This window comes from Streptomyces sp. NPDC059828 (assembly GCF_042731955.1).
GTDB lineage: Bacteria > Actinomycetota > Actinomycetes > Streptomycetales > Streptomycetaceae > Streptomyces.
Genome location: NZ_JBHWIW010000011.1, coordinates 1 through 25,761, shown reverse-complemented (window position 1 = coordinate 25,761; position 25,761 = coordinate 1). Strand labels below are relative to the sequence as shown.

Sequence of the window (25,761 nt, the reverse complement as noted above, 5' to 3'; positions counted from 1 at the left end):
CGCTCAGCACTCGAGGGCGCGGTCTCTGCCGGATCACCCGGAGGGGACGGCGCCGTCGCGCGCTTTGGGGAGACGCTAGAGTCAGCGCAATTCGGCGGGCACCCGCCCGTAGCAGCCAGGGAGCGAATCGTGCTGATCCCCCACGACACCCGCAGCGCCCTCGACACCGTCGTCGATCTGGTGAACACCGCGCCCGAACGCGCGGGGAGCGACGAGCTCAAGGACATCCCATCGCTGTACGACTTCGTACGAAGCCACAAAGTCAGTGACGTAGGCGTTCTGACCGATGCCGACCTCGCAGCCGTGCACGCGGTACGCGACCGCTTCGCCGAGGTCTTCGCCACTCCGGACCCGCGCTCCGCGGCCGAGCTCATCAACCAGCTCGTCGCCGCGGCGGGCACCACGCCGCAGCTGACCGACCACGACGGCTACGACTGGCACGTCCACTACTTCGCGCCCGGCGCATCCGTCGCCGACCACCTCGCGGCCGACTGCGGAATGGCTCTCGCCTTCATCGTGGTCTCCGGCGAGCAGGAGCGGCTCCGCCGCTGCGAGGCGCCGGACTGCGGAAACGCCTTCGTCGACCTCTCCCGTAACCGCTCACGCCGCTACTGCGACAGCCGCACCTGCGGCAATCGACTGCATGTCGCCGCGTACCGTGCCCGCCGCAAGGAAGCGGCCGGCTGACCACCGCCCTCACAGCAGGAACAGATCATGGACCGCGGCCATGAGCAGAAGGCAGCCGATCACCGCGAGAAAGATCATCAGCGGCGGCTGGGACAGCGCGAAGAGGCAGCCACGCGGCTCGTCGGCGGGGGTTGAGGCGGGGGTCTGACCCGCGGGGGTATCCAGCATCTCGGGGCGATGATGACGCAGCCCGGAGCCGGGTGATCGGGCAACACGCCCTTTGGTGCGGCGAGTTCACCGGATCCCGTGGCGTTTCACACCACTGCGGCCGGAGCCCGCGGATCAGATGCCGTGCTTCTTGAGGATCGCCTCGACATCGCTGAAGTCGTCCCCGCCAGTTGCGGCACCCGTCGTGGACTGCTTGCCCCGCTTGACCGGTTTGCCCTGCTTGCCCGACCCGATCTGCCCGGGCTGCTTGTCGGCGGTCCCGGACCCCGGAATCGCCGGATCCCCCTGCGCCTGCTTACCCAGCGCACGGCGCTCCATCTTGCGGGTCGTCGAGAAGAGCACCCACGACAGGCCCAGGAGCCCGACGCCCACCCAGGCCACGGGGCTGAACGCCGTACCGGCCAGCCACCCCACCGCGCCCGTCAGCACAAGCCCCAGGGGCACGAGCGCATACGCGGCGATACGGGCCGCGGTCAGATAGCGCTTGCGGTACGCCGTGACCGCGGCGATGCCCAGCCCGGCCGCGGCAGCCGCGGAACAAATGGTCTCGGCAAGCATCCGGTCCTCCATGGCCAGCGAAGCAGTGGTGCGCGCCTTCTGTCGCGCCTTCCTTCCCTCTTCTTCCTTTCCCGCTCTCCTCCCATCCTGCACCGCCGCACCCGGTACGGGCCATGATCCGGACGCATGTCAGGGAGATCTCCGGGATACCCCCGGCCCCAGCCCGGAGCCGGTACCGGTTGGGAGGGGTCAGGCACGGCTGGGAGACTGTGCGCATGAGCGAGACCTCCCCACCGCCGATCGTCCTGGACGTCTGGTGCGAGTTGCAGTGCCCCGACTGCCGCACCGCCCTCACCGATCTCCACGCGCTCCGGGAGCGCTACGGCGACCGGCTGGAGCCGCGTCTGCGCCACTTCCCGCTGGAGAAGCACAAGCACGCCTTCGCCGCCGCGCAGGCAGCGGAGGAGGCCACGGTCCAGGGCCGGGGGTGGGAGTACGTGGCCGCCGTCCTCGGCCGGGTCGATGAGCTGGACACCGGGGGCGAGCCGCTGCTCGTCGACGTGGCTCGTGAACTGGCTCTGGACGCCGAGGAGTTCGACACCGCCCTCATCGACGGACGGCACATCCTGATCGTCGACGCCGACCAGGCCGAGGGCAAGGCCATCGGCGTCACGGGCACCCCGACCTATGTCATCGGCGGCGAGCGGCTGGACGGCGGCAAGAGCCAGGAGGGCCTGCGCGCGCGCATCGAGGAGATCGCCGACCGGCTCCTCGCAGAGCAGGACCTCTCCCCGAACTCCTAGAACTGCTACGGCTCCCACTGCTCCTAGAACAGCCGCTTGCCCACGTTGATGCGGGTCGCCCGGTAGCCGAGCGACTCATAGAGGCGCAGCGCCGGGGTGTTGCCCGCGAGGACACGCAGTCCGAGCAGGCCCGCTCCGGCTTCCGTCCGGGCGATCCGCTCCGCCAGCAGCATGAGGGTGCGCCCATGGCCCCGTCCGCGGTGGGGCTCGGCGACCCTGATGTCGTACACGTAGGCTCCCCGCTCTCCCGGGCGTACCTCACGCTCGCCCACCCAGACGTGCCCCACCACGCAGCCCTCCGCCTCCAGCACCCTGAACCAGGTCCTCGGGGTGGCGAGCCCGTCGGGGAGCAGCTCACGCTGGTCGGCCACGGAACGTGCGCGGGCCTGCTCGGGCGGCACGCCGAGGCCGACCATGGTCTGCGCGTAGTGCTCGGTTTCCGCGGCCGACCAGTCGCGGAACTCCGGCTCGTCCATGGGCCGCCACTCGGCACCCCCGGGCAGTCCGGGCAGGGGCTCGGCGGTCAGCTCCTTGAGCATGCTGCGGTCCTGCTCGACGTATCCGAGCGCCGTCGCGAGCCGCAGCGCGCCCGTCGCCGCCGCCGGGATCGAGGCGCTGATCCGCGTGCAGCCCCAGTCGCGCAGCACCTCCTCCGCCGCGAGCGCCGCGACCGTGGCACGCCCACGGTGACGGTCACCCGCGTCGATCGCCAGAGAGCGCAGGACCCCGGCCGCAGGCCCGAGGGAGGGATGGGTGCCCAGCTCGATGCTGCCGACGCGTCTGCTGTTCACGCACACGTCGTAGGTTCGTGACCGGGCGCCCCGGTCGTCCCGCTGGAGCGGCCCGGACGGCCGCAGAGTGGTGGTCATCAGGGGTGTTCTACCTGCCCGGCGGCCCGCCGTCACCACGTTTCACAGGGTTTGCGGAGATCTCCGACCAGACAGGAGCCACGGCATCAGGGCGCCTGCGGATCCGGATCGGCGGCAGCACGCTCCTCGAAGATCCGCATGGCCTTGGCGGTCACCGGCCCCGGCGCCGAGGACAGCGCGCGGCCGTCCACGCGGTGTACGGCCTGCACATCCCGCAGGGTGGAGGTCAGGAAGATCTCCTCGGCCCGGTCCAGGACGTCAAGCGGCAGCTCCGTCTCCTGCGCCCCGGTCCACTCCACGGTCAGTGCGCGGGTGATCCCGGCCAGGCAGCCGGAGGAGAGCGGCGGGGTGTGCAGATGACCGTCGACGACCACGAAGACATTGGACCCTGTGCCCTCGCAGAGCTGCCCCACGGTGTTGGCGAACAGCGCCTCGGACGCGCCCTGCTCATGGGCGCGGGCGAGCGCGACGACGTTCTCGGCATAGGACGTGGTCTTCAGCCCGCTCAGCGCGCCGCGTTCGTTGCGGACCCAGGGGACCGTGATCACGGCGGTGGAGTCGGGGCGGCGGGCGGACTCGCCGAGCGCGACGACGAGGGTGGGACCGGCGTCGCCGCGGTCGGAGCCGAGCGGCGAGAGCCCGCCGGTGTACGTGATCCGCAACCTGCCCAGTGCCACGGGGTTGGCCTCGAGCACTGCGTCGCAGGCCCGGCGCACCTCGTCGAGGTCCGGGTCGGGCAGGCCGAGACCACGTGCCGAGCGGGTGAGCCGGTCGAGGTGCTGGGTGAGGGCGAAGAGACGCCCCTCGGTCGCCTTGACGGTTTCGAACACGCCGTCGCCCACCGTTATCCCGTGGTCGAGTACGGAGACAAGGGCGGTGTCGGCATCCCTCAGTCCGCCGTTCACCCAGATCCTCATGACGCGGTCCTTCCAGTCTGTGCGTAGCTTCCCGACGCTACAGCGAGCAGCCGGGAGGCCTTCAGTTCGGTTTCGTCCCACTCGCGCCCGGGATCGGATCCCCAGGTGATGCCGGCGCCGGTGCCGAAACGCAGCAGGCCCGCGGCCCGGTCGATCCAGAAGGTGCGTATGCCGACGGCCAGCTCGGCGGTGCGGCGGTCGGCGTCCACCCAGCCGATGCCGCCGCAGTAGGGACCACGCGGCGCGGTCTCCAGCGACTCGATGATCCTGAGAGCGCTGGACTTGGGTGCTCCCGTGACCGATCCGGGCGGGAAGGTGGCGTCCAGCAGCCGTTGCCAGCCCATCCCCGTGGTCAGTTCGCCGCGAACGGTGGAGACGAGATGGACGAGACCGGGGTGTGCCTCGACAGCACAGAGGGCCGGGACCGTGACGGAACCGGTGGCACAGACCCGGCCCAGGTCGTTGCGGACCAGGTCGACGATCATGACGTTCTCCGCGTGGTCCTTCTCCAGCAGGTCCAGGGGGGTGCGACCGGTCCCCTTGATCGGCCCCGACTCCACCGTCCCACCGTCGCGGCGCAGATACAGCTCGGGCGATGCGGTGGCGATCTCCACACCGTGCGCGGGCAGCCGGATCGTCCCTGCGTACGGGGCCGGGTTGCCGCGCGCCAGCAGCGCCGTCAGGGCGTCGACATCGGCGGCCTCCGGGTCCGGCAGGGGTGCGGACAGCACTCGGCAGAGGTTCGCCTGGTAGACCTCGCCGGCCGCGATGTGCTCACGGATCCGCCGCACGCCCGCGGTGTAGGCGGCACGGTCCAGGGACGAGGTCCAGTCCCCGGCCGCGGGGCCCCGCCAGCACCCCGGCTCGGGCGCGGGCACCGGCTCGCTGCGCACGTCGCCGAAGCGGGCGCAGGTGAGGCGTCCCTCGAAGTCCGCGGCGACGGCCCAGAAGCCGGACGACTCGAGGGCCTCGGGGTCGGAGGTGACATCCCTGAGGTCGGTGGCGACGAGGCCGCCGAAGCGGGCCAGAGGAGCGAGGTCGTGCACGGCTGTGAGTCTATGGCGGGGCGTGGCCCGCCGCTCCGGGCGGTCGCCGGACCAGGTCCGGTGGCCGGGAAGCGAGGTCCGGATGATCGTCAGGTGCGGTCCTCGTCACACCTCGGCAGGTCCGGGCAGCGGCCCCTGTGCCTTCCGGAGAGTGTCGGCAGCGCACCCGGTGGTGAACCCGCGGTGACCACAGCTCAGCACGCTGCGGAAACGCGTTTTTGTGCTGGCCCAGGAATCCGCTAGAGTTCAACACGTCGCCGGGACGTGAGAGCGGACCGGGAAACGACAGGCGGACGTGGCTCAGTTGGTAGAGCATCACCTTGCCAAGGTGAGGGTCGCGAGTTCGAATCTCGTCGTCCGCTCGAGAGGGGGATCTTCCCGACCCCCGCACTCCGGGGTGGAGTGGCCGAGAGGCGAGGCAACGGCCTGCAAAGCCGTCTACACGGGTTCAAATCCCGTCTCCACCTCCAAGGACGATTAGCTCAGCGGGAGAGCGCTTCCCTGACACGGAAGAGGTCACTGGTTCAATCCCAGTATCGTCCACTCAGCACCACCCACGATCTTCGGATCGTGGTCCCGAGGACGATTAGCTCAGCGGGAGAGCGCTTCCCTGACACGGAAGAGGTCACTGGTTCAATCCCAGTATCGTCCACTCAGCACCACCCACGGCCTTCGGATCGTGGTCCCGAGGACGATTAGCTCAGCGGGAGAGCGCTTCCCTGACACGGAAGAGGTCACTGGTTCAATCCCAGTATCGTCCACAGCCCGGAACCCCCGGCCGCCGATGCGGCCGGGGGTTCCGTCGTCGTTCTCCCTGTCAGGAGCGAAAGCCGGGACAGGGATCGGCGGAAGGCCGTCAGGAGGAGAAGAGCATCCGTCCGAAGCTCTTGTGGCGGTGGTGGCCGCCATGGTGACCGTGGTGCGGGGCGCCCCACGCCGGGGCGGCGGGCGCGGGCGCGGCGGGGTAGCCGCCCGGGGCCGGTGCGGGCGGAGCCTGCTGGACCCACTGGGACTCCATGCGGGTCAGCGCCTCCAGCTCGCCGTAGTCGAGGAATATCCCCCGGCACCCGCTGCACTGCTCGATCTGGACGCCATTGCGGTTGTACGTGTGCATGGGCGCATGGCACTTGGGACACTGCATGTTCTGCTCAGCTCCTCGCCGGTCGGTTGGTGTGCACGGCTGCGACAACCCTACGACGGGGCGCTGCCGTCCAAGTCGGTCGGGAGGGACGCAATTCGGGCACAGGCTCCGATCATCAGCTGCTCCACCTCGTCGGGCTCCCTGCCCTCCCGGGCGCTCCTGGCCAGCCCGAGAGCTGCGGTCTGGACGGTCAGGGCGCGGGCGGGTACGTCGAGTTGGGGCCAGGGGTCGCCGGGAGCCGGCGGGACCGCAGGGCCGCCGGCCTCGCGGTACGCGGCGAGGAAGCGGTTCCAGTCGTCCGGTGCCAGCAGCCCCGCGGCGAACCAGGCGGCGGGACGGGCGAGGTCCCACGCCGGGTCTCCGAGGCCGAGGTCGTCGACGTCTATCAGCAGCCAGGGGCCTTGGTGGGCGGGATGGCGCACCAGCTGACCGAGATGCAGGTCCCCGTGGCAGAGCCGGGGCGGGTGACACGGTGCCGGGGCTTCGCCCCTGGCCCAGGCCGGCAGGCTCCGCCACGCCGCCTGCACGGGCCGGGCGTCGGGGTGGCGCGGAAGGCGCTCGACCGCCGCCGCGGCCTTCAGCGGCCCGCGCATGGGCGGAAGCGGCCCGGGCAGTCGCTCCAACGGCACGCGGTGCAGCCGGGCGAGGAGGCGGGCGACCGCCTCCCAGGGGGCGTCTTCCGGGGCGGTGGGATCCACGGGGCTGCCGTACGGCCAGGCCGTGACGGGGCGCCCGGCGACCTGGGCCCCCGCGCCGTCGACGGCGTCGATCGGCGCCAGGAGTATCCCGTCCAGCTCGGGGTGGGCCGCCACGGCGAGACGTAGCCGGTGACCTTCCGGGTCGGTACCAGGGGCGTGCGCCTTCGCGACGGCTGCGCCGTGGCGCACCACCACCCCGTCGGGGCGCTGGGCCAGCACGTCGGCGTCCCGCCCGCAGGCCCGGCAGGAATCCGCCCGCCCCGGCACATGAGCCGCCGACCGCGCGGTCTCCGAAAGCGCACGCACGAGCGTGGCATTGCCCTGGTCCACCCGGCGAGCCTAAGGGGTGGTCCGCACGGCGCGGAACGCGCCCGCCGGGGCCGACCGGGGCCCTGCATTGCGCTGGCCGGTCAGCTCCCCAGCTGACCGGCCCAGCGCGTGCCGTCCGCCGCACCCCCGTCCCCACGGGGCTTTGGGTGGGATGTCGTGAGACCCGGGCCGCTCTCCCGGACTCCGGAGCGCCGCTCAGCGCCCCAGCATCACGCCCACGGACGACGCCTGTGTGACCACTGCATCCCAGCCGCCGAAGGCGACGACGAGCAGGGCCGCGAGAGGGAGCACCATCGCCGTCGCCACCAGCGGGTGGCGACGGCCGGACGGGCGGACGCCGAACGCGGCGAACGCCCTGCGTCCCTGCGCGCGGATCATGGTCCGCGATGCCGTGTCCGCCATGGGTCCTCTCCTGTCAATCGTTGGCAGCGGCGGGTGTCCGACCTCGGGGGACGAGAGCTGCACCCACCGCTTGACTTCAAGGCTAGGGACGCGGGCGGGCCCGGGCGTCATGCCCGCGTACCGAATCACGGGCCTCCCGGAGGATGAGCCGGGCGCCGGCGGTGTACTCCCCTGGGTGGAGACGCTGCACATGATCTGCGGGTCTTCCCGGAGGGGATGCCCGAACGGCCCGGGCTGCCCGCCCGCAGAGCCGCCGAGACAACGGGCAGGGGCAGGGGCACGCCGCCTGTGCGCGTGACTTCGGTCACGTCAGCCATGTCCCCATGCGGCGGCAAGGGCCTGACCACCGGCCGGAGGGCACCGGCCACCGCGGCGAGCGGTCCGCTCCACCCTGGCGGGGCACGGCACCCCGGATGATTCCGTCGACTCAACGCCCCTTCGGCAAAGTGGCCTTGGGGACCCGCTGGCGGCTGCACCCCGTGGGTGAGGGCACCCTGATTGCCCTTCAGGTGCGCTGGGTGGCACTGACGATCGATCGGCTCCTGAGGGCGCGGCCTATGAGCACACCGGCCCACAGATACGTAAGCTGTGCCACGTCAAACGGATATCGGACGACCAGCCGGCGGGGATAAACATGGCGTTGATGCGGCTCCGGCGCGAGGATCCGCGTGTCGTCGGCTCGTTCAGGCTGCATCGGCGGCTCGGCGCCGGCGGTATGGGGGTCGTCTATCTCGGTTCCGACCGCCGTGGTCAGCGCGTCGCGCTGAAGGTGATCCGACCGGATCTGGCGGAGGATCAGGAGTTCAGGTCGCGGTTCGCCCGCGAGGTGTCCGCCGCCCGGCGTATCCGGGGCGGCTGCACGGCGCGGCTGGTGGCGGCGGACCTCGAAGCGGACCGACCGTGGTTCGCCACGCAGTACGTGCCCGGCCCGTCACTGCATGACAAGGTGGCCGAGGACGGCGCGCTGCCGGCGGCGGAGACCGCGGCTATCGGGGCGGCGCTGTCGGAGGGCCTGGTGGCCGTGCACGAGGCCGGTGTGGTGCATCGCGACCTGAAGCCGTCGAACATCCTGCTGTCCCCGAAGGGCCCGAGGATCATCGACTTCGGTATCGCCTGGGCGACCGGTGCCTCCACGCTCACCCACGTCGGCACGGCCGTGGGCTCGCCGGGCTTTCTGGCGCCCGAGCAGGTCAGGGGGGCGGCGGTCACCCCTGCGACCGATGTGTTCTCGCTCGGCGCGACGCTCGCGTACGCCGCCACCGGCGACTCTCCCTTCGGTCAGGGCAGTTCCGAGGTCATGCTCTACCGGGTCGTGCACGAGGAGCCGCAGCTGTGGGGGGTGCCGGACGCGCTGGCCCCGCTGCTGCGGGCGTGTCTGGCCAAGGACCCCGAGCAGCGTCCGAGCACGCTCCAGCTGTCGATGCGGCTGAAGGAGATCGCGGCACGTGAGGCGCAGGGCCTGCCGGCACTGCGGCCTCCTGCCCAGCGTGAGCGGATCGAGCAGGATCTGTCGTCCGGGCGCCAGACCACCGTCCGGTACACGGCGCGCAACACCCAGGGCCAGGGGCGCAACACCCAGGGCCAGAGCCGCAGCACCCAGGGCCAGAGCCGCAGCACGCAGGGGCAGGGACGCCCGGCACCCGTGCGTGAGCCGGGATCCCGTCCCTCGGCGCCCCGTACGGGTGGTTCACGTCCCGCTCCGTCCCGGGGTGGCACGGGAGCGGGGCGCACACCGTCGAGAGCCGGTGTGCGCACGACGTCGACGGGGCGCAGGCCGGCCAACCCCCGGCTGCTGCGTCAGCGCATCTTCGTGTTCGTGGTCGTGACGCTCGTGGTGGCGCTCGGGATCACCGTGGCTCAGGGCCTGCGGGGTTGAGGTCCGAAGGCGGCCGGCGGGGCCGGAGACCCGCTCAGCTTTCCGGGCGGCCCGTCGCGACCGCGTAGAAGGCGACCGCGGCCGCCGCCCCCACATTGAGCGAGTCCACGCCATGCGCCATCGGGATGCGGACCCACTCGTCGGCGGCCACCAGGGCCTGCCGCGACAGACCGTCGCCCTCGGCACCGAGCATCAGCGCGACTCGGTCGATGCGGTGCGGGGCCGCCTCGTCGATGGGTGAGGCCTTCTCGTCGGGGGTGAGGGCCAGCAGCCTGAAGCCCGCCTCGCGGACCGCTTCCAGTCCCTTGGGCCAGTGGTCGAGACGGGTGTAGGGGACGGAGAAGACCGCACCCATGGAAACCTTCACCGAGCGCCGGTAGAGCGGGTCGGCGCAGTCCGGCGAGAGCAGTACGGCGTCCATGCCGAGTGCGGCGGCGCTGCGGAAGATCGCACCGGTGTTGGTGTGGTCGTTCACCGATTCCATGACGGCGATCCGGCGCGCGCTGCGCAGCAGCTCCTCGGCCGCGGGCAGCGGCTTGCGCTGCATGGAGGCGAGGGCCCCGCGGTGCACGTGGTAGCCGGTGACGCGTTCGGCGAGCTCGGGGGTCACGGCGTACACGGGTGCCGGGATCTCGTCGATGACGTCCCGCATGACGTCCACCCACTTGGCCGAGAGCAGCATGGAACGCATCTCGTAACCCGCGTCCTTGGCCCGTCTGATGACCTTCTCGCCCTCGGCGATGAACAGGCCCTCGGCGGGCTCACGCCTGCGCCGGAGCTCGACGTCGGTCAGTCCCGTGTAGTCGCGCAGACGCGGGTCGTCGGGGTCGTCGACGGTGATGAGTTCAGCCACAGGGTGATACTGCCTTCTCCGGGTGATGGTGCCAACGGCCCGGGCGGGGAATTGGTTACCGCTGGTTACGCTGGTGGGTGCCGAGGGGCTGCCGGCCTACGAGCGGGGGCGTCCGGCGCCGACGGCGACCACGTCTCCGATGACGATGACGGCAGGCGGCCTGACCTCGTGCGTACGGACGGCCTCGGCGACCGTGGCGAGCGTGGCGTCCACCCGGCGCTGGGCGGCGGTGGTGCCTTCCTGGATCAGGGCCAGCGGGGTCTCGGGGGACTTGCCGTGCGCGATCAGCGCCTCGGCGATCGCTCCGATCTTGTCCACCCCCATGAGGATCACGAGGGTGCCGCGCAGCTTGGCGAGCGACTTCCAGTCGACCAGGGAACGCTCGTCGTCGGGTGCGACATGCCCGCTGACGACCGTGAACTCATGGGCGACCCCCCGGTGTGTGACCGGGATACCCGCGGCACCCGGCACCGAGATGGAGCTGGAGATCCCGGGGACGACCGTGCAGGCGATGCCCTCCTCCGCGAGCGCTTGGGCCTCCTCCATCCCCCGTCCGAAGACGAACGGGTCGCCGCCCTTGAGCCGGACGACCGACTTGCCCGCCTTCGCGTGCTCGATGAGGGCGTTGTTGATGGCCTCCTGGGCCATGAAGCGGCCGTACGGGATCTTGGCCGCGTCGATCACCTCGACATGCGGGGGCAGTTCATCGAGCAGATCGCGCGGGCCGAGGCGATCGGCGATGACGACATCCGCCTCGGCGAGCAGCCGTCGTCCCCGCACGGTGATCAGGTCCGGGTCACCGGGACCCCCGCCGACCAGGGCCACGAAAGGTTCACGCGAGCGATGGTGCGGGGCGATGAGAGAGCCGTCCCGCAGACCCTCCACGATGGCGTCGCGCACGGCGGCGGAACGCCGGGGGTCGTTTCCGGTGAGGACGGCGACGGTCACGCCCTCGCTCCGGCCCGTGGCCGGGGTCCAGGCGGTGGCCGCTTCGGCGTCGTCGGAGCGTACGCACCAGGTCCTGGTCCGCTCGGCCTCCGCCGACGCGGCCTCGTTGGCGAGCGGGTCGCTGGTGGCGACGAGGGCGTACCAGGTGTCGGCGAGATCGCCGTCCTCGTAGCGCCGCCTGGTCCAGGTGATCTCGCCGGCCTCGGCCATGGCCTCGACCGACGCGGTGGCGGACGGGGAGATCAGGATGACGTCGGCACCGGCCGCGACAAGGGCCGGGAGGCGCCGCTGGGCCACCTGACCGCCGCCGATGACGACGACGCGGCGCCCCGAGAGGCGCAGTCCCACGGGGTAGGCGGGTCGCCCGGCGCGCGCGGCCGGCTCTGTGCTCGCGGCGTGCTCGGCCTGCTCGGCTCGCGGGGTGCCTTCAGCGTGCTCGGCCATGGCGGTGCGGCTCCTCGGTGCGGCGGTGCTGGCCGCTGCGACGGTGGAGCGGCTGGTGGGACGGTGATTACTTTACGGGGCGTGGTTCCCCGTGCCCGGAACGGTCGGGCAACGCTGTGCGGCACGGGACCCGGCAGAGGTCCCGTGCCGCACGGCGCACCCGGCTACTTCTCCGTGACGCCCGCGGAGTCGAAGGTCGCCACCTCGTGCATGGCCCGCGCAGCGCTCTGCACCAGCGGCAACGCCAGCAGGGCGCCCGTACCCTCGCCGAGGCGGAGGTCCAGGTCCACCAGGGGCCGCAGGCCCAGCTTGTTGAGCGCCGCCACATGGCCCGGCTCGGCACTGCGGTGACCCGCGATGCAGGCGGCGAGGGCCTCGGGCGCGACCGCCCGGGCGACCAGCGCCGCGGCGCCCGCGGAGACCCCGTCCAGGATGACCGGCGTACGCAGCGAGGCACCGCCGAGGATGAAGCCGACCAGTGCCGCGTGCTCCAGACCGCCGACCGCCGCGAGGGCACCGACCGGATCGGCCGGATCCGGCTGGTGAAGCTCCAGGGCGCGCCGGACGACGTCGACCTTGCGGGCGTGCATCTCGTCGTTGATGCCGGTGCCGCGGCCGGTGACCTCCGCCGGTTCCGCACCGGTGTAGACGGCGATCAGGGCGGCCGACGCGGTGGTGTTGGCGATGCCCATCTCTCCGGTGAGCAGTGCCTTGTTGCCCGCGGCGACCAGATCGCGGGCGGTCTCGATGCCGACCTCGATCGCGGCGACGACATCCTCGCGGCTGAGCGCGGGGCCGGTGGTGAAGTCGGCCGTGCCCGGACGGACCTTCCTCGGCAGCAGTCCGGGGGTGGCCGGCAGCTCGGACGCCACACCCACGTCGATGACGCACACTTCGGCGCCGACCTGGTTGGCGAAGGCGTTGCACACCGCTCCCCCACCGAGGAAGTTGGCGACCATCTGGCCGGTCACCTCCTGGGGCCAGGAAGTGACGCCCTGGGCGTGCACCCCGTGGTCGCCCGCGAAGATCGCGACCGCGGCGGGCTCCGGGATCGGCGGAGGGCACATCCGGGACAGCCCGGCGAGCTGCGCGGAGATGATCTCCAGCATGCCCAGCGCACCCGAGGGCTTGGTCATCCGCTTCTGCCGCTCCCACGCCTCGCCGAGCGCCTTCGCGTCCAGCGGGCGGATGTTGGAGACGGTTTCCTGGAGCAGGTCGTGCGGCTCCTCGCCGGGCAGGGCGCGACGGCCGTAGGTCTCCTCGTGGACCACCCAGGACAGGGGCCTGCGCTTGGACCAGCCCGCCTGCATCAGCTCGGGTTCCTCGGGGAACTCGTCGACGTATCCGACGCAGAGGTACGCGACGACCTCGAGGTGCTCGGGCAGTCCCAGCGCGCGCACCATCTCGCGCTCGTCGAAGAAGCTGACCCAGCCGACACCGAGGCCCTCGGCGCGCGCGGCGAGCCAGAGGTTCTCGACGGCGAGCGCGGAGGAGTACGGCGCCATCTGCGGCTGGGTGTGCCGGCCGAGGGTGTGACGGCCCCCGCGGGTGGGGTCGGCGGTGACGACGATGTTCACCGGGGTCTCGAGGATGGCCTCGATCTTGAGTTCCTTGAACTGCTTCGCCCGGCCCTTGGGCAGCGACTTGGCGTAGGCCTCGCGCTGGCGCTGGGCGAGCTCGTGCATGGTGCGCCGGGTCTCGGCGGAGCGGATGACCACGAAGTCCCAGGGCTGGGAGTGCCCCACGCTGGGCGCGGTGTGCGCGGCTTCGAGCACGCGCAGCAGGACCTCGTGCGGGATCGGGTCGCTGCGGAAGCCGTTGCGGATGTCCCGCCGCTCGCGCATCACACGCAGAACCGCCTCGCGTTCGGCGTCGTCGTAGCCCGGGGCGGCGGCGGAGGCCGATTCGGCGTCGCCCGCCGTCTCGGTGGCGGCCGTGTCGGTGGCGGCCGTGTCGGTGGCAGCGGTCCCGGCGACCGGGGCTTCGACGGCGGCCGTCTCGGCGACGATCGCCGCGACGTCGGCGCCGGTCTCGGCGACAGCACTGTGCACGCCGGTGTCCGCGTTCACGCTCGCCTCGGTGTGCGCGTTGGTCTCGATGTTCGCGCTCGTCTCTGTGGTCACGCTGATCTCGGTGTGCACTTCGTTCACTACGCTCTCGCCGGCGGTGGCCGACTCCGCGAGAGGCTCGACGACCGGCTGCGGCTCGACGACCGGCTGCGCCGCGGCCACCAGGGGCTCCGCTGCTACGGGTTCCGCCGCCGGAGACGCTTCCTGGGGCGCGGCGGCACGGTCGCCGGCGCTGCCGTCGCGCGGTGCCGGGACAACCGCGACCACGGGCTCCGGCGCGGGACCGGCGGCGAGCACGGGCTCCGGCGCGGGGGCGGCGGCCCCATGCTCCACCGGTTCCGGTTCCGGTTCCGGTGCGGGCAGGGGCTGCACGGGCTCCTGTGCGACGGGCTGCGGCACCACCGGCTCGGGTGCGATGAGTTCGGGGGCGAGAAGCTCGGGCCCGGGCGCCTCGACGGTCGCTGCGACAGGCGCCTCCGGGACGAAGGTTTCTGCCGTTTCTGCCGTTTCTGCCGTTTCTGCCGTTTCTGCTGGTTCCGCCGTCTCCGCGGGGGTGAAGGACGGCACGGGGACGGGCGTCCACGGTGTGGCGTCCTGCGGGGCGGCTTCACCGGGCTGCGCAGGCGGGGTGAACTCCGCGGGCTCGTCGCGGGGAATGTCGAGGTACTCGGGGCCGGTGGTCGGCGGCCCCGGATGCCGCACGGGGATGGGGTGCGGCGGTGTGTGCCCCGGGGGAGTGCCCGCCGCGCTGGCGGGTCCCCGGTCCGCGAGCGAGCGCACCACACCACCGGTGGCGTCCGGCATCGGGGGGCCCATGTGCAGCGGACGGCGTCCGGGGGGCGGGGTGGGGGTGGACGAGGTCGGCGGGACTCGTACGCCCCCGAGGTCGAGCGAACCCGAGTCCCGACCGCCGGCCTCGTGCGCCCCGGTCTCAGGTCCCGGCTGCTGCGGTGCGACCTGCTGGGGCACGACCGGCTCCGGGGCCACGGGCGTCTGCTGCGGCACGGGCTGCGCAGCGGCCTGCTGAGGCACCGCGGGCTGGGGCGCGGGCTGCTGCGGTGCGACCTGCTCGGCCGCGACCGGCTCCGGCGCCAGGGGCGCCTGGGCTTCGGGCCGTACGGATTCGGCGGGCTGCACCGGAGCAGCCACGGCCTCCTGGACCTGGGTCGCCGGCGCGGAAGGCGCCGCGGCCTGCGGCGACGCGTGCTGCACCGCGGCCCGTACGGCCGCCGCGGCGGCGTCCGGAGCCACGGCCCTTGTGACCGGAGGCTGCTGCGACGCCACGGGCGCGACCGGTGGGACGGCCTGCGCCCCGGAGGCCGCGTGCCCGCCGCCCGGAGCCGCCGGCGGCGGTTCGCTCCAGGCGCCCTGCGCGCCCGGCATCAACAGCAGGTCGTCGTCGTCAGCGACGGCTGCGCCTTCGGAGGGATCGAGGAAGGTGTACGCGCCCGGAGCGGGGATGCCCGGCTGCTCCACCATGCCTGCGTTCTCCGGCAGCCCCTCACCCGGGATCTGGCCGGTGTCAGTCATGCGTTCCCCTCGCCCATCGGTTGTGCTCCTTCAGACTTTCGCCCGGGGCGCCCGATCGCGGCACACAAGCACCCGTCTATAACAAGAACGAGCGTGTGCGCCGCGCGGCACGAAAGCCCGCAGACACCAGCATTGTCCTGGCCATTCGCGTCCACGGCAGCAGGATCCGCCATGGTCGGCTGTGGACTGCGCCACGTTGCGCGTCCCCCGGTCGCGCCGTACCACACCGGGACCCGAATCGGCCCCCCTGTTGCGGACTTTGGCTGGACCTCCCCTGAGGGTCTCTCTGCGGTAGCAGGGAGAAGCCCGGGGGAGAGAATTCGGCGCCCCACCAGTGCGGTACAACGATCGGCCAGCCTACCGCGCCGGGCCACGCCACCAGGGGCGGGGGGAGCGATCAGGCAGGCCCCGGGCGGCGCGCACCGACGGCCGGAGGGCGTTCAGCGGGACTCGTCCCGGACCGTGTCCGGCCCCTGACGGGCGGGACGGACCTAGGCCGTGTTTGGGAACTCCCGCCTGGCTCGCGACGCCTGGCACGCGCACTCGCTGCGTTGTCGAATCGTCCGAGTACGCCCAGTACGAGGACGACCTCCCCCCTGCCTCCGGCGGGGGAACCCCCACCGCCTTGCGACTGCGCGCACCAGACGCCGCGAGCCCCGCCCTTCGGGCGGACGACGCCAGTTCCCAAACACGGCCTAGTCCCGGCGCGGCTGCTCCCCGGAAAGCAGGAAGACGACGGAGCGTTCCCGCTCGGACCAGTCGCCGGGATCCAGCTGGACGGACTGGAGCAGGGCGCATTCGACGTTGTAGCCGCCGTCGCTGAGTGCGTATCCGATCGCCTCGGCCTCGTCGCGGGTGGAGGCGTGGGTGACGATGCGTTCGGGCCGACGGTCGACGCAGGCGGTGACCACCGGCACTCCCCCGCCACCGATGCGGACCACGTCCGGTTCCGGCAGCCGCTCCAGCACATGCGGCGCGCGACCGTGCACGATCTGGAGCTGGACGCCGGCGCTGCGGGCCGCTGCGGCCGTGCGGTCGCATGCGGCCAGGTCGGTGTCGACGGCGATCACCGCGGCGCCGAAGCGCGCCGCGTCGACCGAGAGGTCCCCGCCGCCGCAGCCGATGTCCCAGACGAGGTCGCCGAGGCGCGGACCGAGGAGGGCGAGCTGGGCGGCGCGGAGCTGGACCGACTCGCCTTCCCCGGCTGATGGGCCACCGGGCTCCGGGGCCAGCGCCCAGCCGCGTACGGCGGGCGGATAGCCGGGGTCACGGCCCGCCGCCCAGCCGCTCCTGGACACCGCGGCGGCGCCACCGATGACGATGACGACGTTGGGGTCGCGCCAGGTGTGGTCGGCGACCTTGTCGGAGGTGAGCACGGTGACCTGCTCGCGTTCGGTGCCGAGCTCCTCGCAGATCACGAACGTGCGGTGGACCCCCTCCAGAAGCAGGGCCAGCTCCACGGGCCCGGCCCCCGGCGATGTGAGGACGGCGACCTTGGGGTGTGCCCGGCAGACGTTGACGGCCCGCCGCAGGGTGCGGCTCTGGGCCACGACGAGCTGGGCGTCGTCCCAGGGCATACCGGCCCGGGCGAAAGCGGTGGCGACGGACGAGACCGCGGGCACGACCTCGACCTCGAGTCCGTGCTGGGGTGCTCGCAGGGTGCGTACGACGCCGAACAGGCCGGGGTCGCCGTCCGCCATGACGACGGGGCTGCCGCGGTGGCCCGCGATCCTCCGCGCGGCCAGGTCGAGGCTGCCGAGCCGTATCCGCTCGGCGTTCGCCGGTACCTCGGGAAGCGCCAGGTGGTGGGCGGCTCCGGCGACGAGCGTGGCGGCGGACAACGCGGACCTGGCTGCCGAGGTCAGGGGGGAACCGTCCCAGCCGATCACCGTGACCCGGTCGGCCATCGTCGTCAGTCTCCCGGTCTTCGCTGAGGTGAGTTGGGGTGCGTGACGACGCTCTGGTCGCCGTACTCGTCATGCTCGCTGTGCTCACCGCGTCGCCGCAGGTCGCGCAGGTCGTGAGCGTGAGCGTACCCGGTCTCAGCTCCAGTCGGCGAAGGAGGAATATCCGGTATCGGTCACCTGGTCGACGACGCCTTCGAGATCCTCGGGGAGAAGGCTCCAGACGATGAAGTCGGTGCGCAGGTCGGCCCAGCCCCCGTCGTCGGTGCGGGTGCGGGCTATACAGGCTGCCCGCAACACGCCCTCGCTGATGCAGCCGATCCTCTGGGCTACCTGCTGGGACGCGGTGTTGTCGGCGGCGGTGCGCAGCTCCAGACGCTCGAAACCCTGGTCGCGGAAGAGCCACTGGGCGGTGGCGAGCGTCGCCTCGGAGGCGTAGCCCTCGCCGCGGGCCCACGGGGCGACGATGTAGGAGATCTCGGTGGAGCGCACTCGCCAGTCGGTGTGGGCGAGCTGGATCACGCCGACCAGGCGCTGGGTGAGGAACTCGGTGATGGCCAGGTCCAGGCCGCGTCCCGCGGTGCGCTCGGCGGGCGCGTACCCGCTGATCCATTCCCGGGCGGCGGCCTCGGTGTAGGGCTGGGGCACGGCGGTCCAGGCGGCGACCTGCTCGTCGTTCATCATCTCGGCAAGGGCTGGGGCGTCGGCGGGTTCGAGCGCACGCAGCACCAGCCGCTCCGTGCTGATGGAGATGTCCGGGAAGGGGGTAGTCATGCGCAGCTCCATGCCGAGACCGTCGTAAAGGCCGTACGCGTAAAAGCCCAGCATGCAACATCGACTGACGGATGCGCATGGCCGGGGTGCGTACGCCTGGGATACGCCGGAAACCCGCCGAGGACACACCGAAGGCCCCGCGCACCCGCTGTGGGTGCACGAGGCCTTCCGCTCTCGGCGCGGCGGCAAGTGCCTTGCCGCCGCGCACGGTTGGCAAGACGGTCTACGCGGCGGGACCGAAGGCGGGGATGACCGAGCCCTTGTACGTGTCCTCGATGTACTTCTTCACCTCAGGGGAGTTGAGGAGCTTCGCGAGCTTCTGCACCCGCGCATCCTTCTCGTTGCCTTCCTTGACGGCGAGGAAGTTGGCGTACGGGTTGCCTTCCGCCTTCTCCAGTGCCAGGGCGTCCTTCGCGGGCGCGAGGTCGGCCTCGATGGCGTAGTTGCCGTTGATGACGGCGGCGTCGACGTCGTTCAGGGCGCGGGGCAGCGTGGCGGCCTCCAGCTCCTTGAACTCCAGGCCCTTCTTGTCGGTGATGTCGGAGAGCTTGGCGTCGGCACCGGCACCCGCCTCGAGGGTGATCAGGCCGTTGTCGGCGAGCAGCTTGAGCGCGCGGCCCTCGTTGGTGGTGTCGTTGGGTACGGCGACGGTCTGGCCGGCCTTGATGTCCTTGAGGGACTTGGCCTTGCCGGAGTAGAGGCCGAGGGGCTCCAGATGGACGTCGACGACCGGGACGATGGTGGTCTTGTTCTTCTTGTTGAAGTCGTCCAGGTACGGCTTGTGCTGGAAGAAGTTGGCGTCGACCTGGCCCTGCTGGGTGGCGTTGTTGGGCAGGACGTAGTCCGTGAACTCCCTGACCTCCAGCGTGAGCCCGGCCTTGGCGGCGAGGTTCTTCCTGACGTACTCGAGGATGTCGGCGTGCGGGGTCGGGGACGCCGCGACGACGAGCGGCTCGTTCGCCGCCGCGGCCTTGTCACCGGAGCCGGACTTCGTGCCCGGGTCGGAGGCCGTGCCGCAGGCGGTCAGGCCGAGAGTGAGCGCGGCGGCTGCTGCTGCGGTGGCGGTGAGCTTGGTGTACTTGCGGTGGTTGCGCACGAAAAGTGCCTCTTTCCAGTGGTGCGTACTGACGCCCGGACAAGGAGTGCGGGCGCGCGGGTGTGCCGGGGAAACGTGAAGCGGAGATGCGCTCGGTCGGATCGGAGAGATCAGGCGGTGCGGCCCCGGCGGGCCAGCAGCCGTACGACTCCGTCGCCGATCAGCTGAACGGCCGTGACGATGGCGATCAGGATGACGACGGTGATGAGCATGAACGAGGTCTCGAACCGCTGGAAGCCGTAGGTGACGGCCTTGGATCCGAGCCCCTCGCCGCCGACCGCGCCCGCCATCGCCGAGTACCCGACGAGGACGATCACGGTGGTGGTGACGGCGGCGACGATCGAGGGCAGGGCCTGCGGGAGCAGCACCTTGCGGATGATCGTCGGTATGGAGCCGCCCATGGACTGGACCGCTTCGACCAGTCCGTGGTCGACCTCGCGAATCGCCGTTTCGACGAGCCGCGCGAAGAAGGGGATGGCGCCGACGGCGAGCGGCACGATCATGGCCGTCGGGCCGATGAAGGTGCCGACCACCGCGGTGGTGAAGGGGATCAGCGCGATGAGCAGGATGATGAACGGCAGCGAACGCCCGATGTTCACGACCACACCGACGGCCTTGTTCACCGGGGTGCTCTGCAGCAGTCCGCCCTTGTCGGTGAGGACCAGCAGGACTCCCAGCGGAAGTCCGCCGATGACGGTGACGACCGTGGACCACAACACCATGTAGAGGGTGTCGATGGTGCCCTGGGTCAGCAGCGGCTGCATCTCCGGCCAGGTCACTGCGCGGTCTCCTTCACCAGTTCGGGGCGCGGCGTGGGGACGCCACCGGCCTCGTTGGGCTCGTGCTCGACGATCTCGACCTGGAGTCCCTGTTCGCCCAGGAACCCGACGGGCACGACGTTGTCCTCGTAGCGGCCCGGCAGTTCGATGCGCATCCGGCCGATCTGCCTCCCGGCGACCGTGTCCATCGCGGCGCCGAGGATCGAGATGTCGATGTTGTAGGTGCGCGAGAGCTGGGAGATCACGGGCTGGGTGGTGGTGTCGCCCTGGAAAGTGACATCAACGACCGTACGGTCGGGGCCGGTGGCGTCACCGGTCACCGGGAACAGCTCCCTGGCGAGTTCCGACCCCGGTGTGGCGAGCAGTTCGCTCACCGTGCCGGACTCCACGATCCGGCCGTGCTCCATCAGGGCGGCCGAGTCGCAGACGGACTTCACGACGTCCATCTCGTGCGTGATGAGCAGGACGGTCAGACCGAGCTGCCGGTTGAGGTCGCGCAGCAGCTCGAGGATGGACCGGGTGGTCTCGGGGTCGAGGGCGCTGGTGGCCTCGTCGGAGAGCAGCACCTTCGGGTTTCCTGCCAGCGCGCGGGCGATGCCGACACGCTGCTTCTGGCCACCCGAGAGCTGTCCTGGGTGCACCTTGGCCTTGTCGGCGAGACCGACGAGGTCGAGCAGTTCGAGGGCGCGCCGGGAACGCTCGGCGCCGGTGACACCGAGGATCTCCAGGGGGAGCTCGATGTTGTCCTTCACGGTCCGCGAGGACAGCAGGTTGAAGTGCTGGAAGACCATGCCGATGCGGCTGCGGGCCTGGCGCAGTTCCCTGCCCGTGCGGTTGCCGCGTCCGGTGAGGGCCGTGAGGTCGACGCCGTCGACGGTCACGGTGCCCGATGTGGGCCGCTCCAGCAGGTTGACGCAGCGGATGAGGGACGACTTTCCGGCGCCGCTACGGCCGATGACGCCGAAGACCTCGCCCTCCCGGACGTGCAGATCGACTCCGTCCAGAGCGGTGACGTCGCGGCCTCGCGACTGGTAGACCTTCGTGAGGCCCTTGGTGGTGATCACAGGATTTCCGTCACTGTCGAGTGCGTGGCGCTATGACGCGCCGGACATGGGTGATGTGTCGTCTTTGTGTGTCGTCCTGGCAACAGGGAGCAGAGACAGACAGGCGCAGAGACACCGCACAGTCGGCCGGTGGGCGGTGTGCGCAGGGCGGTGGCCTCGCTTCGGGGCGCGAGGCTCAGTCAGGGGCCCTCAGAAGGCGCACATTCGACACATACAGCGAGCACCGGGCGTCATGTGCGCCTCGGTCGCAAGGGTGCGGCTGCTCGTCGTGGTCATGCGGCCCAGTAAACCAGACAAGCATCCGAGCCGATCTCCGCTGTCCGGATTTCGAGATCCAAACGTCCAGATAGCGGACCGACCCGGGTCGCCTCGGCAGCGCGCCCAAGCCCGTTGACCTGCTCCGATACCCGAAAATCCCCGGCAAGACGCGCTGTCCCTCACGACCGCACCGCTGATGCGCTGTGGTCAAGACCACGGATACGCGGTCAGTGCTCCCCGGCGCTCCAGAGGTCATGGGGGCCGAGCGCTCCGCGCATTTCGGCCCGTAATACTCTCGGCTGCATGCTCGACGCCCTGACGGTCGCTCTCTCGGCGGCCGCCCTCGCCCTCGCCGCCTGGTGCGGCTATGCCGCGTTCCGGGACCAGCCGACGAAGGACTGGCACTTCATCGGCATGGCCGTGGTGACGGTCCTGGCGCTGGCCCAGCTGGTCACGGGCATCGTGCAGCTCGCCCGCGGCGAAGAGGCCGATCAGGGTTCGGTGATCTTCATCTCGTATCTGATCGGCGCCTTCCTGGCGATTCCGGCGGCCGGCTTCCTCTCCCTGAGCGAGCGGACCCGCTGGGGTTCGGTGACGGTCGCGGCGGGCGCGGTGGTGCTCGCGGTGCTGGAAGTGCGGCTCTACGACATCTGGAAGGCCTGAGCATGACGGACTCGACCCGCTCCGCGGCAGGCACCGGCACCGGGGACAGCGCCGGAGAGCGGCCGGACGGCTCGCGGACCCGGCTGGTCCACGGGCCAGGGCTGCTCGTGGTGTGGCTGTACGGCGTGATGTCGGTGGGCGCCGTGTCCCGCTCCCTCTACCAGATCGCCACCGAGTACGAGCACGCGCCGCTGGCCTACTCCCTGTCGGCGATGGCCGCCGTGGTGTACGCGTTCATCACGTACACCCTGGTGCGCGGGGGTGAGACGGCCCGCAGGGCGGCGCTGGTGTCGTGCGCCGCCGAGCTGGTCGGCGTGCTGACGGTGGGCACGTGGACGCTGGCGGATCCGGCCGCGTTCCCGGACGCCACGGTGTGGACCGACTACGGCATGGGCTACCTCTTCATTCCGGTGCTGCTGCCGATCACCGGAATGCTCTGGCTGCGCACGTCCCGGCGCTGAGCGGGGCGTCGACCGTCACGCAGCGGCGTCACGCGCTGGTGGTGTACTCCCCCGCGCTCCGTCCCGGAGCACCCTCCGCCGTACCGACTCTCTTCTCCAGCGTGATCACGGTCAGCCGGGGCCCAGCGGACAGCTCCGACACCGGTGCGTAGCCGTGGCGGCGGTAGAGGCGCAGATTGCGGTCGCTGCGGTGCCCGGTGAAGAGCTGGAATCGCTTGGCCGCTGAGTCCGCCGCGAAGTGCGTCTCGATCGCGCCGAGCAGCCGGCCCCCAAGTCCGTGGCGCTGCATACGGGGATGGACGATGAGCTTGGCGATGCGCGCGACGCCCGCCTCGTCGACCTCACCGCGCACGGACGCGATCACCTCGTCGCCGAGGCGGGCCACCAGAGCGTGTCCCCGGGCCAGCTCGGCCCTGAGGTCCTCGAGGGTCTGAGTGAGGGGCTCGATGCTGTAGTCGCCGTAGAGTGCCGCCTCGCTCTGGTAGCACAGGTACTGAAGCTTGAGGATGTGCTCGGCGTCCTGCACCGCCGCCGCTGTGATGCTCACGCTCATGCCCATGTCTGGCGCGCCTCCACTCACCTTCACCCGGTTGTCTACCGCTCCTTTCCCCGGAGTTCAGGAGCTGCAACCTCTGCCGCGAGCATTCTGCGCAGACATCCCAGGCAACGGGAACGCGTCGGTCCCAGACTTCCCTGTGAGATACCCAACTGTCCTGCGATTTCCCGGTATGTGAGGTCCGCCGGGGACAGCAGGGCCGTCAGCAGCCGCGGACATGGTCCGGGAGTACGGGCCACCGCGGCCCGGAGCGTGCGGTGCCGTTCGGCGACGAGCAGGGCCCGTTCGGGACAGCCCGCGGGGCCCGCTGCAGGTTCGTCGACGAAGGCCCGCTCGCGCAGGGCCCTCAGACGGGCCCTGCGCGCCTCGTCGCGCACGGCGCCCCGGACCCAGGCCGCCGCGTCCCGGGGCGGTCCCCCGGCGGCGAGGCGCTCAAGGAGGCGTACCCACACGTCCTGTTCGAGGTCCGCGGGCTCCAGGGCACCGTCCTGTGCCTCGGCGTCTGCCTCCGCGGCGACGAGCGGCCGCAGCAGCTCCACCAGTGCTCCGGAGCGGGTCGGGGACGTGGATGGATAGGGGGTCATGCCCGGCGTGACGTCACCGCGAGGTCCCGGGTTTCGGCCGTGTCAGGTTCTCACCCGACCGAATGAGCGACGGCGTCAGCCGCTGACGAAGTCCGCCCGGGCCAGCAGTCCGGTGTCCGCGTTGTCGGTGAAGATGCCGTCTATGCCCTGTTCGAAGTAGACGCGGAAGGCGCCGAACGCGTCGCCGTAGGCGTTGGGGTCGGTGCCGCGCCGGAAGTCGGCTGGCAGGAAGGCGTTCTCGTTCCGCATCGTGTACGGGTGCAGGATCAGGCCCTTGGCGTGCGCGTCCCGGACGAGGGTGGTCGGCGTGCCGAGCCTGCCTTCGGCGTCCCTCGGGATGATCAGGTCGAGCGTGGGGCCGATCCCCTGGGCGTACGAGGCCATCCACTCCAGGCCATCGGGCCTGACCAGGTCCGCGACCGTGCGCGGGTCGCCCGCCTGTACGAAGTCCCAGGGCCGGGTGGTGGCGCCGGAGAGCAGCACGACGCGCGGCGATGAGACCAGCCGCGCGAGCCTCTGGATGCTGCTGGGCTCGAACGACTGGAGGAAGACGGGCGAGTCGGCACGATGGCGGCCGTAGCGGCGCAGCAGCTTCGCGAGCGGTTCCTCGAGTCCGAGGCCGATACCCCGGAAGTACGAGGGGTGCTTGGTCTCCACATGCAGCCAGACCGGACGTCCCCGCCTGCGGCCCTCCTTGTCGGCCCAGCGCAGGACCTCCTCGAAGGTGGGGATCTGCCAGCGCCCGTCGTAGAGGGTGTTCTCCTGGCGGGTGGCGGGGATCCGTTCCTTGGCCCGCAGGGTCCTGAGCTCCGTGAGCGTGAAGTCCTCGGTGAACCAGCCGGTGACGCTGACTCCGTCGACGGTCTTGGTGGTCCTGCGGGAGGCGAACTCGGGGTGAGTGGCGACGTCCGTGGTGCCGGTGATGTCGTTCTCGTGGCGGCAGACCAGATGGCCGTCCTTGGTGGGCACGAGGTCCTGCTCGATGACGTGCGCGCCCATGTCGAGTGCGAGCTGGTACGAGCCGAGGGTGTGCTCGGGGCGGTAGCCGCTGGCGCCACGGTGCGCGATGACCGTGGGGACGGGGAGCTGCCGGTGACCGTGGCGTCCGGCGGGCTCGGCGGCCTCGGCTCCGGACGCCATGGTCCCGCCGATACCGACCGCGCCGAGGGACGCGGAGCCGGCCACCGCCGCACCGAGTACGGTCCGGCGTCCGGGAGTCGTGCCTGCGACCTGAGCCATGAGTGATCCTCCGTCGGGCCCCTCAGGGGGAATCGGGAAATCGGATATGAGGCACTCCAACCTAGGTTGCTGGGCGTGACATGAGGGAGACCCAGGGCAAACGCGTCCCAAACTCAGGTCAACACTGTGTATCTGGTCCGTGAACCCCATGTGCGTCCGACCCTGACTCGCGAGTATCGTCCTCACCTGCAAGGACTTTGTCGGCCGCACCGACTGCTCCACGACTTCGGAGGACCCGTTGTCCCGCTTGTCGCTCATCAAGGCAGTGCTAGGACCGTTCCTGCGCCTGATGTTCCGCCCACGGGTGGAAGGCGTCCAGCACATCCCAGCGGACGGTCCCGTCATCCTCGCCGGCAACCACCTCACGTTCATCGACTCGATGGTCCTGCCCCTGGTGTGCGACCGGCCGGTGTTCTTCATCGGCAAGGACGAGTACGTCACCGGCAAGGGCCTGAAGGGCCGACTGATGGCCTGGTTCTTCACCGGGGTCGGCATGATCCCCGTGGACCGGGACGGCGCGAACGGTGGGGTCGCGGCCCTGATGACGGGCCGCCGGGTGCTGGAGGAGGGCAGGGTCTTCGGTATCTACCCGGAAGGCACCCGCTCCCCCGACGGCCGTCTCTACCGGGGCCGTACGGGTATCGCCCGGCTCACCCTGATGACGGGTGCGCCGGTGGTGCCGTTCGCGATGATCGGCACCGACAAGCTCCAGCCGGGTGGCGCGGGCATCCCGCGCCCGGGCCGGGTGACGATCCGGTTCGGCGAGCCGATGGAGTTCTCCCGGTACGAGGGCATGGACCGTGACCGCTATGTGCTGCGGGCGGTGACGGACTCGGTGATGACCGAGGTGATGCAGCTGTCCGGCCAGGAGTACGTGGACATGTACGCCACCAAGGCGAAGGCGGCCTGAGCCCGGAGCCCCGGCCAGAACGGCGGACGACGCGGCTCCCCGGCGCCCGGGGGGGGCGGGGGGGGGGCGGGGGAGGGACGGCGCCGCCCGCCCCCCAACACCACACACGCCAGAAGCCAAGGGAGAAAAAAAAAAAACACGAAAGACGAAGAAGACGATATAGACATAGGAGAAAAAACAAACTAACAAAAAAC

25 protein-coding genes and 5 tRNA genes are annotated in these 25,761 nt (G+C 71.2%); 11 read left to right on the top strand and 19 right to left on the bottom strand.

All coding sequences use genetic code 11. The features are described 5' to 3' along the window. Nucleotides 1-129 precede the first annotated feature (129 nt). Complete coding sequence (locus tag ACFV6V_RS09470; protein WP_385561521.1) at nucleotides 130-687, top strand: CGNR zinc finger domain-containing protein; 558 nt, start codon at nucleotides 130-132, stop codon at nucleotides 685-687. A 9-nt stretch (nucleotides 688-696) separates the two neighbouring features. On the opposite strand, the gene ACFV6V_RS09465 is transcribed toward ACFV6V_RS09470, so the two are convergent. Beyond that, a complete protein-coding gene (locus ACFV6V_RS09465; protein WP_385561518.1) occupies nucleotides 697-855 on the bottom strand; it encodes a hypothetical protein in 159 nt (52 codons plus the stop codon). A 114-nt stretch (nucleotides 856-969) separates the two neighbouring features. Then, the gene (locus ACFV6V_RS09460; RefSeq protein ID WP_385561515.1) at nucleotides 970-1,413 is read right to left on the bottom strand and encodes a hypothetical protein; all 444 of its coding nucleotides are present in this window, start codon (nucleotides 1,411-1,413) and stop codon (nucleotides 970-972) included. Between the two features lie 215 nt (nucleotides 1,414-1,628). On the opposite strand from ACFV6V_RS09460, the gene ACFV6V_RS09455 reads away from it, so the two are divergent. After that, the gene (locus ACFV6V_RS09455) at nucleotides 1,629-2,156 is read left to right on the top strand and encodes a DsbA family protein (protein ID WP_385561513.1); all 528 of its coding nucleotides are present in this window, start codon (nucleotides 1,629-1,631) and stop codon (nucleotides 2,154-2,156) included. A gap of 23 nt (nucleotides 2,157-2,179) precedes the next feature. Here the strand turns inward: ACFV6V_RS09455 and ACFV6V_RS09450 are convergent, their stop codons facing one another. The 3 genes from ACFV6V_RS09450 to ACFV6V_RS09440 all read right to left on the bottom strand — a co-directional run bounded on the left by ACFV6V_RS09450 (nucleotide 2,180) and on the right by ACFV6V_RS09440 (nucleotide 4,988). Further along, a complete protein-coding gene (locus ACFV6V_RS09450; protein WP_385561510.1) occupies nucleotides 2,180-3,025 on the bottom strand; it encodes a GNAT family N-acetyltransferase in 846 nt (281 codons plus the stop codon). An 86-nt stretch (nucleotides 3,026-3,111) separates the two neighbouring features. Continuing rightward, nucleotides 3,112-3,942 (bottom strand): aminotransferase class IV, encoded by an 831-nt coding sequence (locus ACFV6V_RS09445; RefSeq protein WP_385561507.1) that lies wholly within the window; start codon nucleotides 3,940-3,942, stop codon nucleotides 3,112-3,114. Beyond that, the gene (locus ACFV6V_RS09440; RefSeq protein ID WP_385561503.1) at nucleotides 3,939-4,988 is read right to left on the bottom strand and encodes a chorismate-binding protein; all 1,050 of its coding nucleotides are present in this window, start codon (nucleotides 4,986-4,988) and stop codon (nucleotides 3,939-3,941) included. Before ACFV6V_RS09440 ends, ACFV6V_RS09445 begins: the two co-directional genes overlap by 4 nt. Nucleotides 4,989-5,277: 289 nt before the next feature. On the opposite strand from ACFV6V_RS09440, the gene ACFV6V_RS09435 reads away from it, so the two are divergent. From ACFV6V_RS09435 to ACFV6V_RS09415, 5 genes are all read left to right on the top strand, one after another. Further along, nucleotides 5,278-5,350 (top strand) — tRNA-Gly (locus tag ACFV6V_RS09435). Nucleotides 5,351-5,384: 34 nt separating this feature from the next. Beyond that, nucleotides 5,385-5,458: transfer RNA gene (locus ACFV6V_RS09430), tRNA-Cys, on the top strand. 1 nt (nucleotide 5,459) lies between these two features. After that, a tRNA-Val gene (locus ACFV6V_RS09425) sits at nucleotides 5,460-5,531 on the top strand. A gap of 37 nt (nucleotides 5,532-5,568) precedes the next feature. Further along, nucleotides 5,569-5,640: transfer RNA gene (locus ACFV6V_RS09420), tRNA-Val, on the top strand. 37 nt (nucleotides 5,641-5,677) lie between these two features. Next, nucleotides 5,678-5,749, top strand: a tRNA-Val gene (locus tag ACFV6V_RS09415). A 95-nt stretch (nucleotides 5,750-5,844) separates the two neighbouring features. On the opposite strand, the gene ACFV6V_RS09410 is transcribed toward ACFV6V_RS09415, so the two are convergent. From ACFV6V_RS09410 to ACFV6V_RS09400, 3 genes are all read right to left on the bottom strand, one after another. Continuing rightward, nucleotides 5,845-6,129 (bottom strand): zf-TFIIB domain-containing protein, encoded by a 285-nt coding sequence (locus ACFV6V_RS09410; RefSeq protein WP_385561500.1) that lies wholly within the window; start codon nucleotides 6,127-6,129, stop codon nucleotides 5,845-5,847. A gap of 50 nt (nucleotides 6,130-6,179) precedes the next feature. Next, entirely contained in the window at nucleotides 6,180-7,157 is a 978-nt protein-coding gene (locus ACFV6V_RS09405; protein ID WP_385561497.1) for a phosphotransferase family protein, read from the bottom strand. Between the two features lie 195 nt (nucleotides 7,158-7,352). Continuing rightward, nucleotides 7,353-7,559: a hypothetical protein gene (locus ACFV6V_RS09400; RefSeq protein ID WP_361285781.1), complete on the bottom strand. Its 207-nt coding sequence runs from the start codon at nucleotides 7,557-7,559 to the stop codon at nucleotides 7,353-7,355. 634 nt (nucleotides 7,560-8,193) lie between these two features. On the opposite strand from ACFV6V_RS09400, the gene ACFV6V_RS09395 reads away from it, so the two are divergent. Continuing rightward, nucleotides 8,194-9,435 carry a serine/threonine-protein kinase gene (locus ACFV6V_RS09395; RefSeq protein WP_385561494.1) on the top strand — a complete coding sequence of 414 codons (1,242 nt, stop codon included), beginning with the start codon at nucleotides 8,194-8,196 and terminating at the stop codon, nucleotides 9,433-9,435. 34 nt (nucleotides 9,436-9,469) lie between these two features. Here ACFV6V_RS09395 and ACFV6V_RS09390 read toward each other — a convergent pair whose 3' ends face one another. From ACFV6V_RS09390 to ACFV6V_RS09355, 8 genes are all read right to left on the bottom strand, one after another. Further along, nucleotides 9,470-10,288 (bottom strand): TrmH family RNA methyltransferase, encoded by an 819-nt coding sequence (locus ACFV6V_RS09390; protein ID WP_385561491.1) that lies wholly within the window; start codon nucleotides 10,286-10,288, stop codon nucleotides 9,470-9,472. 96 nt (nucleotides 10,289-10,384) lie between these two features. Next, entirely contained in the window at nucleotides 10,385-11,680 is a 1,296-nt protein-coding gene (gene cobA, locus ACFV6V_RS09385; RefSeq protein ID WP_385561488.1) for a uroporphyrinogen-III C-methyltransferase, read from the bottom strand. A gap of 164 nt (nucleotides 11,681-11,844) precedes the next feature. Then, the gene (gene cobT, locus ACFV6V_RS09380; protein ID WP_385561485.1) at nucleotides 11,845-15,279 is read right to left on the bottom strand and encodes a nicotinate-nucleotide--dimethylbenzimidazole phosphoribosyltransferase; all 3,435 of its coding nucleotides are present in this window, start codon (nucleotides 15,277-15,279) and stop codon (nucleotides 11,845-11,847) included. A 695-nt stretch (nucleotides 15,280-15,974) separates the two neighbouring features. Further along, on the bottom strand, nucleotides 15,975-17,186 hold the full coding sequence (gene cbiE, locus ACFV6V_RS09375; RefSeq protein WP_385561483.1) for a precorrin-6y C5,15-methyltransferase (decarboxylating) subunit CbiE: 1,212 nt from the start codon (nucleotides 17,184-17,186) through the stop codon (nucleotides 15,975-15,977). Nucleotides 17,187-17,321: 135 nt separating this feature from the next. Further along, nucleotides 17,322-17,957 (bottom strand): GNAT family N-acetyltransferase, encoded by a 636-nt coding sequence (locus tag ACFV6V_RS09370; RefSeq protein WP_385561480.1) that lies wholly within the window; start codon nucleotides 17,955-17,957, stop codon nucleotides 17,322-17,324. Nucleotides 17,958-18,180: 223 nt separating this feature from the next. Next, the gene (locus tag ACFV6V_RS09365) at nucleotides 18,181-19,053 is read right to left on the bottom strand and encodes a MetQ/NlpA family ABC transporter substrate-binding protein (RefSeq protein WP_385561477.1); all 873 of its coding nucleotides are present in this window, start codon (nucleotides 19,051-19,053) and stop codon (nucleotides 18,181-18,183) included. Between the two features lie 110 nt (nucleotides 19,054-19,163). Then, nucleotides 19,164-19,832 (bottom strand): methionine ABC transporter permease, encoded by a 669-nt coding sequence (locus tag ACFV6V_RS09360; protein WP_385561474.1) that lies wholly within the window; start codon nucleotides 19,830-19,832, stop codon nucleotides 19,164-19,166. Beyond that, a complete protein-coding gene (locus ACFV6V_RS09355; RefSeq protein WP_385561471.1) occupies nucleotides 19,829-20,896 on the bottom strand; it encodes a methionine ABC transporter ATP-binding protein in 1,068 nt (355 codons plus the stop codon). The genes ACFV6V_RS09360 and ACFV6V_RS09355 overlap by 4 nt, the downstream gene beginning before the upstream one ends. A 561-nt stretch (nucleotides 20,897-21,457) precedes the next feature. On the opposite strand from ACFV6V_RS09355, the gene ACFV6V_RS09350 reads away from it, so the two are divergent. Then, nucleotides 21,458-21,817: a hypothetical protein gene (locus ACFV6V_RS09350; RefSeq protein WP_385561468.1), complete on the top strand. Its 360-nt coding sequence runs from the start codon at nucleotides 21,458-21,460 to the stop codon at nucleotides 21,815-21,817. A gap of 2 nt (nucleotides 21,818-21,819) precedes the next feature. Then, entirely contained in the window at nucleotides 21,820-22,278 is a 459-nt protein-coding gene (locus ACFV6V_RS09345) for a hypothetical protein (RefSeq protein WP_385561465.1), read from the top strand. Nucleotides 22,279-22,306: 28 nt separating this feature from the next. Here ACFV6V_RS09345 and ACFV6V_RS09340 read toward each other — a convergent pair whose 3' ends face one another. From ACFV6V_RS09340 to ACFV6V_RS09330, 3 genes are all read right to left on the bottom strand, one after another. Next, complete coding sequence (locus ACFV6V_RS09340; RefSeq protein WP_385561462.1) at nucleotides 22,307-22,837, bottom strand: GNAT family N-acetyltransferase; 531 nt, start codon at nucleotides 22,835-22,837, stop codon at nucleotides 22,307-22,309. Between the two features lie 35 nt (nucleotides 22,838-22,872). Continuing rightward, nucleotides 22,873-23,418 carry a sigma-70 family RNA polymerase sigma factor gene (locus ACFV6V_RS09335; protein WP_385561459.1) on the bottom strand — a complete coding sequence of 182 codons (546 nt, stop codon included), beginning with the start codon at nucleotides 23,416-23,418 and terminating at the stop codon, nucleotides 22,873-22,875. Between the two features lie 75 nt (nucleotides 23,419-23,493). Further along, nucleotides 23,494-24,657: a glycerophosphodiester phosphodiesterase gene (locus ACFV6V_RS09330; protein ID WP_385561456.1), complete on the bottom strand. Its 1,164-nt coding sequence runs from the start codon at nucleotides 24,655-24,657 to the stop codon at nucleotides 23,494-23,496. A 247-nt stretch (nucleotides 24,658-24,904) separates the two neighbouring features. Between ACFV6V_RS09330 and ACFV6V_RS09325 the strand changes: the two genes are divergently transcribed. Then, complete coding sequence (locus ACFV6V_RS09325; protein WP_385561453.1) at nucleotides 24,905-25,567, top strand: lysophospholipid acyltransferase family protein; 663 nt, start codon at nucleotides 24,905-24,907, stop codon at nucleotides 25,565-25,567. Nucleotides 25,568-25,761: the final 194 nt, after the last annotated feature.

Coding starts and splice junctions, on each gene's coding strand:
- ACFV6V_RS09395 (WP_385561494.1), top strand. CDS start 8,194: ATGGCGTTGATGCGGCTCCGGCGCGAGGATCCGCGTGTCGTCGGCTCG.
- ACFV6V_RS09410 (WP_385561500.1), bottom strand. CDS start 6,129: ATGCAGTGTCCCAAGTGCCATGCGCCCATGCACACGTACAACCGCAAT.
- ACFV6V_RS09330 (WP_385561456.1), bottom strand. CDS start 24,657: ATGGCTCAGGTCGCAGGCACGACTCCCGGACGCCGGACCGTACTCGGT.
- ACFV6V_RS09370 (WP_385561480.1), bottom strand. CDS start 17,957: ATGACTACCCCCTTCCCGGACATCTCCATCAGCACGGAGCGGCTGGTG.
- ACFV6V_RS09400 (WP_361285781.1), bottom strand. CDS start 7,559: ATGGCGGACACGGCATCGCGGACCATGATCCGCGCGCAGGGACGCAGG.
- ACFV6V_RS09445 (WP_385561507.1), bottom strand. CDS start 3,942: ATGAGGATCTGGGTGAACGGCGGACTGAGGGATGCCGACACCGCCCTT.
- ACFV6V_RS09455 (WP_385561513.1), top strand. CDS start 1,629: ATGAGCGAGACCTCCCCACCGCCGATCGTCCTGGACGTCTGGTGCGAG.
- ACFV6V_RS09450 (WP_385561510.1), bottom strand. CDS start 3,025: ATGACCACCACTCTGCGGCCGTCCGGGCCGCTCCAGCGGGACGACCGG.
- cbiE (WP_385561483.1), bottom strand. CDS start 17,186: ATGGCCGACCGGGTCACGGTGATCGGCTGGGACGGTTCCCCCCTGACC.
- ACFV6V_RS09465 (WP_385561518.1), bottom strand. CDS start 855: ATGCTGGATACCCCCGCGGGTCAGACCCCCGCCTCAACCCCCGCCGAC.
- ACFV6V_RS09460 (WP_385561515.1), bottom strand. CDS start 1,413: ATGCTTGCCGAGACCATTTGTTCCGCGGCTGCCGCGGCCGGGCTGGGC.
- ACFV6V_RS09350 (WP_385561468.1), top strand. CDS start 21,458: ATGCTCGACGCCCTGACGGTCGCTCTCTCGGCGGCCGCCCTCGCCCTC.
- cobT (WP_385561485.1), bottom strand. CDS start 15,279: ATGACTGACACCGGCCAGATCCCGGGTGAGGGGCTGCCGGAGAACGCA.
- ACFV6V_RS09345 (WP_385561465.1), top strand. CDS start 21,820: ATGACGGACTCGACCCGCTCCGCGGCAGGCACCGGCACCGGGGACAGC.
- cobA (WP_385561488.1), bottom strand. CDS start 11,680: ATGGCCGAGCACGCTGAAGGCACCCCGCGAGCCGAGCAGGCCGAGCAC.
- ACFV6V_RS09340 (WP_385561462.1), bottom strand. CDS start 22,837: ATGGGCATGAGCGTGAGCATCACAGCGGCGGCGGTGCAGGACGCCGAG.
- ACFV6V_RS09335 (WP_385561459.1), bottom strand. CDS start 23,418: ATGACCCCCTATCCATCCACGTCCCCGACCCGCTCCGGAGCACTGGTG.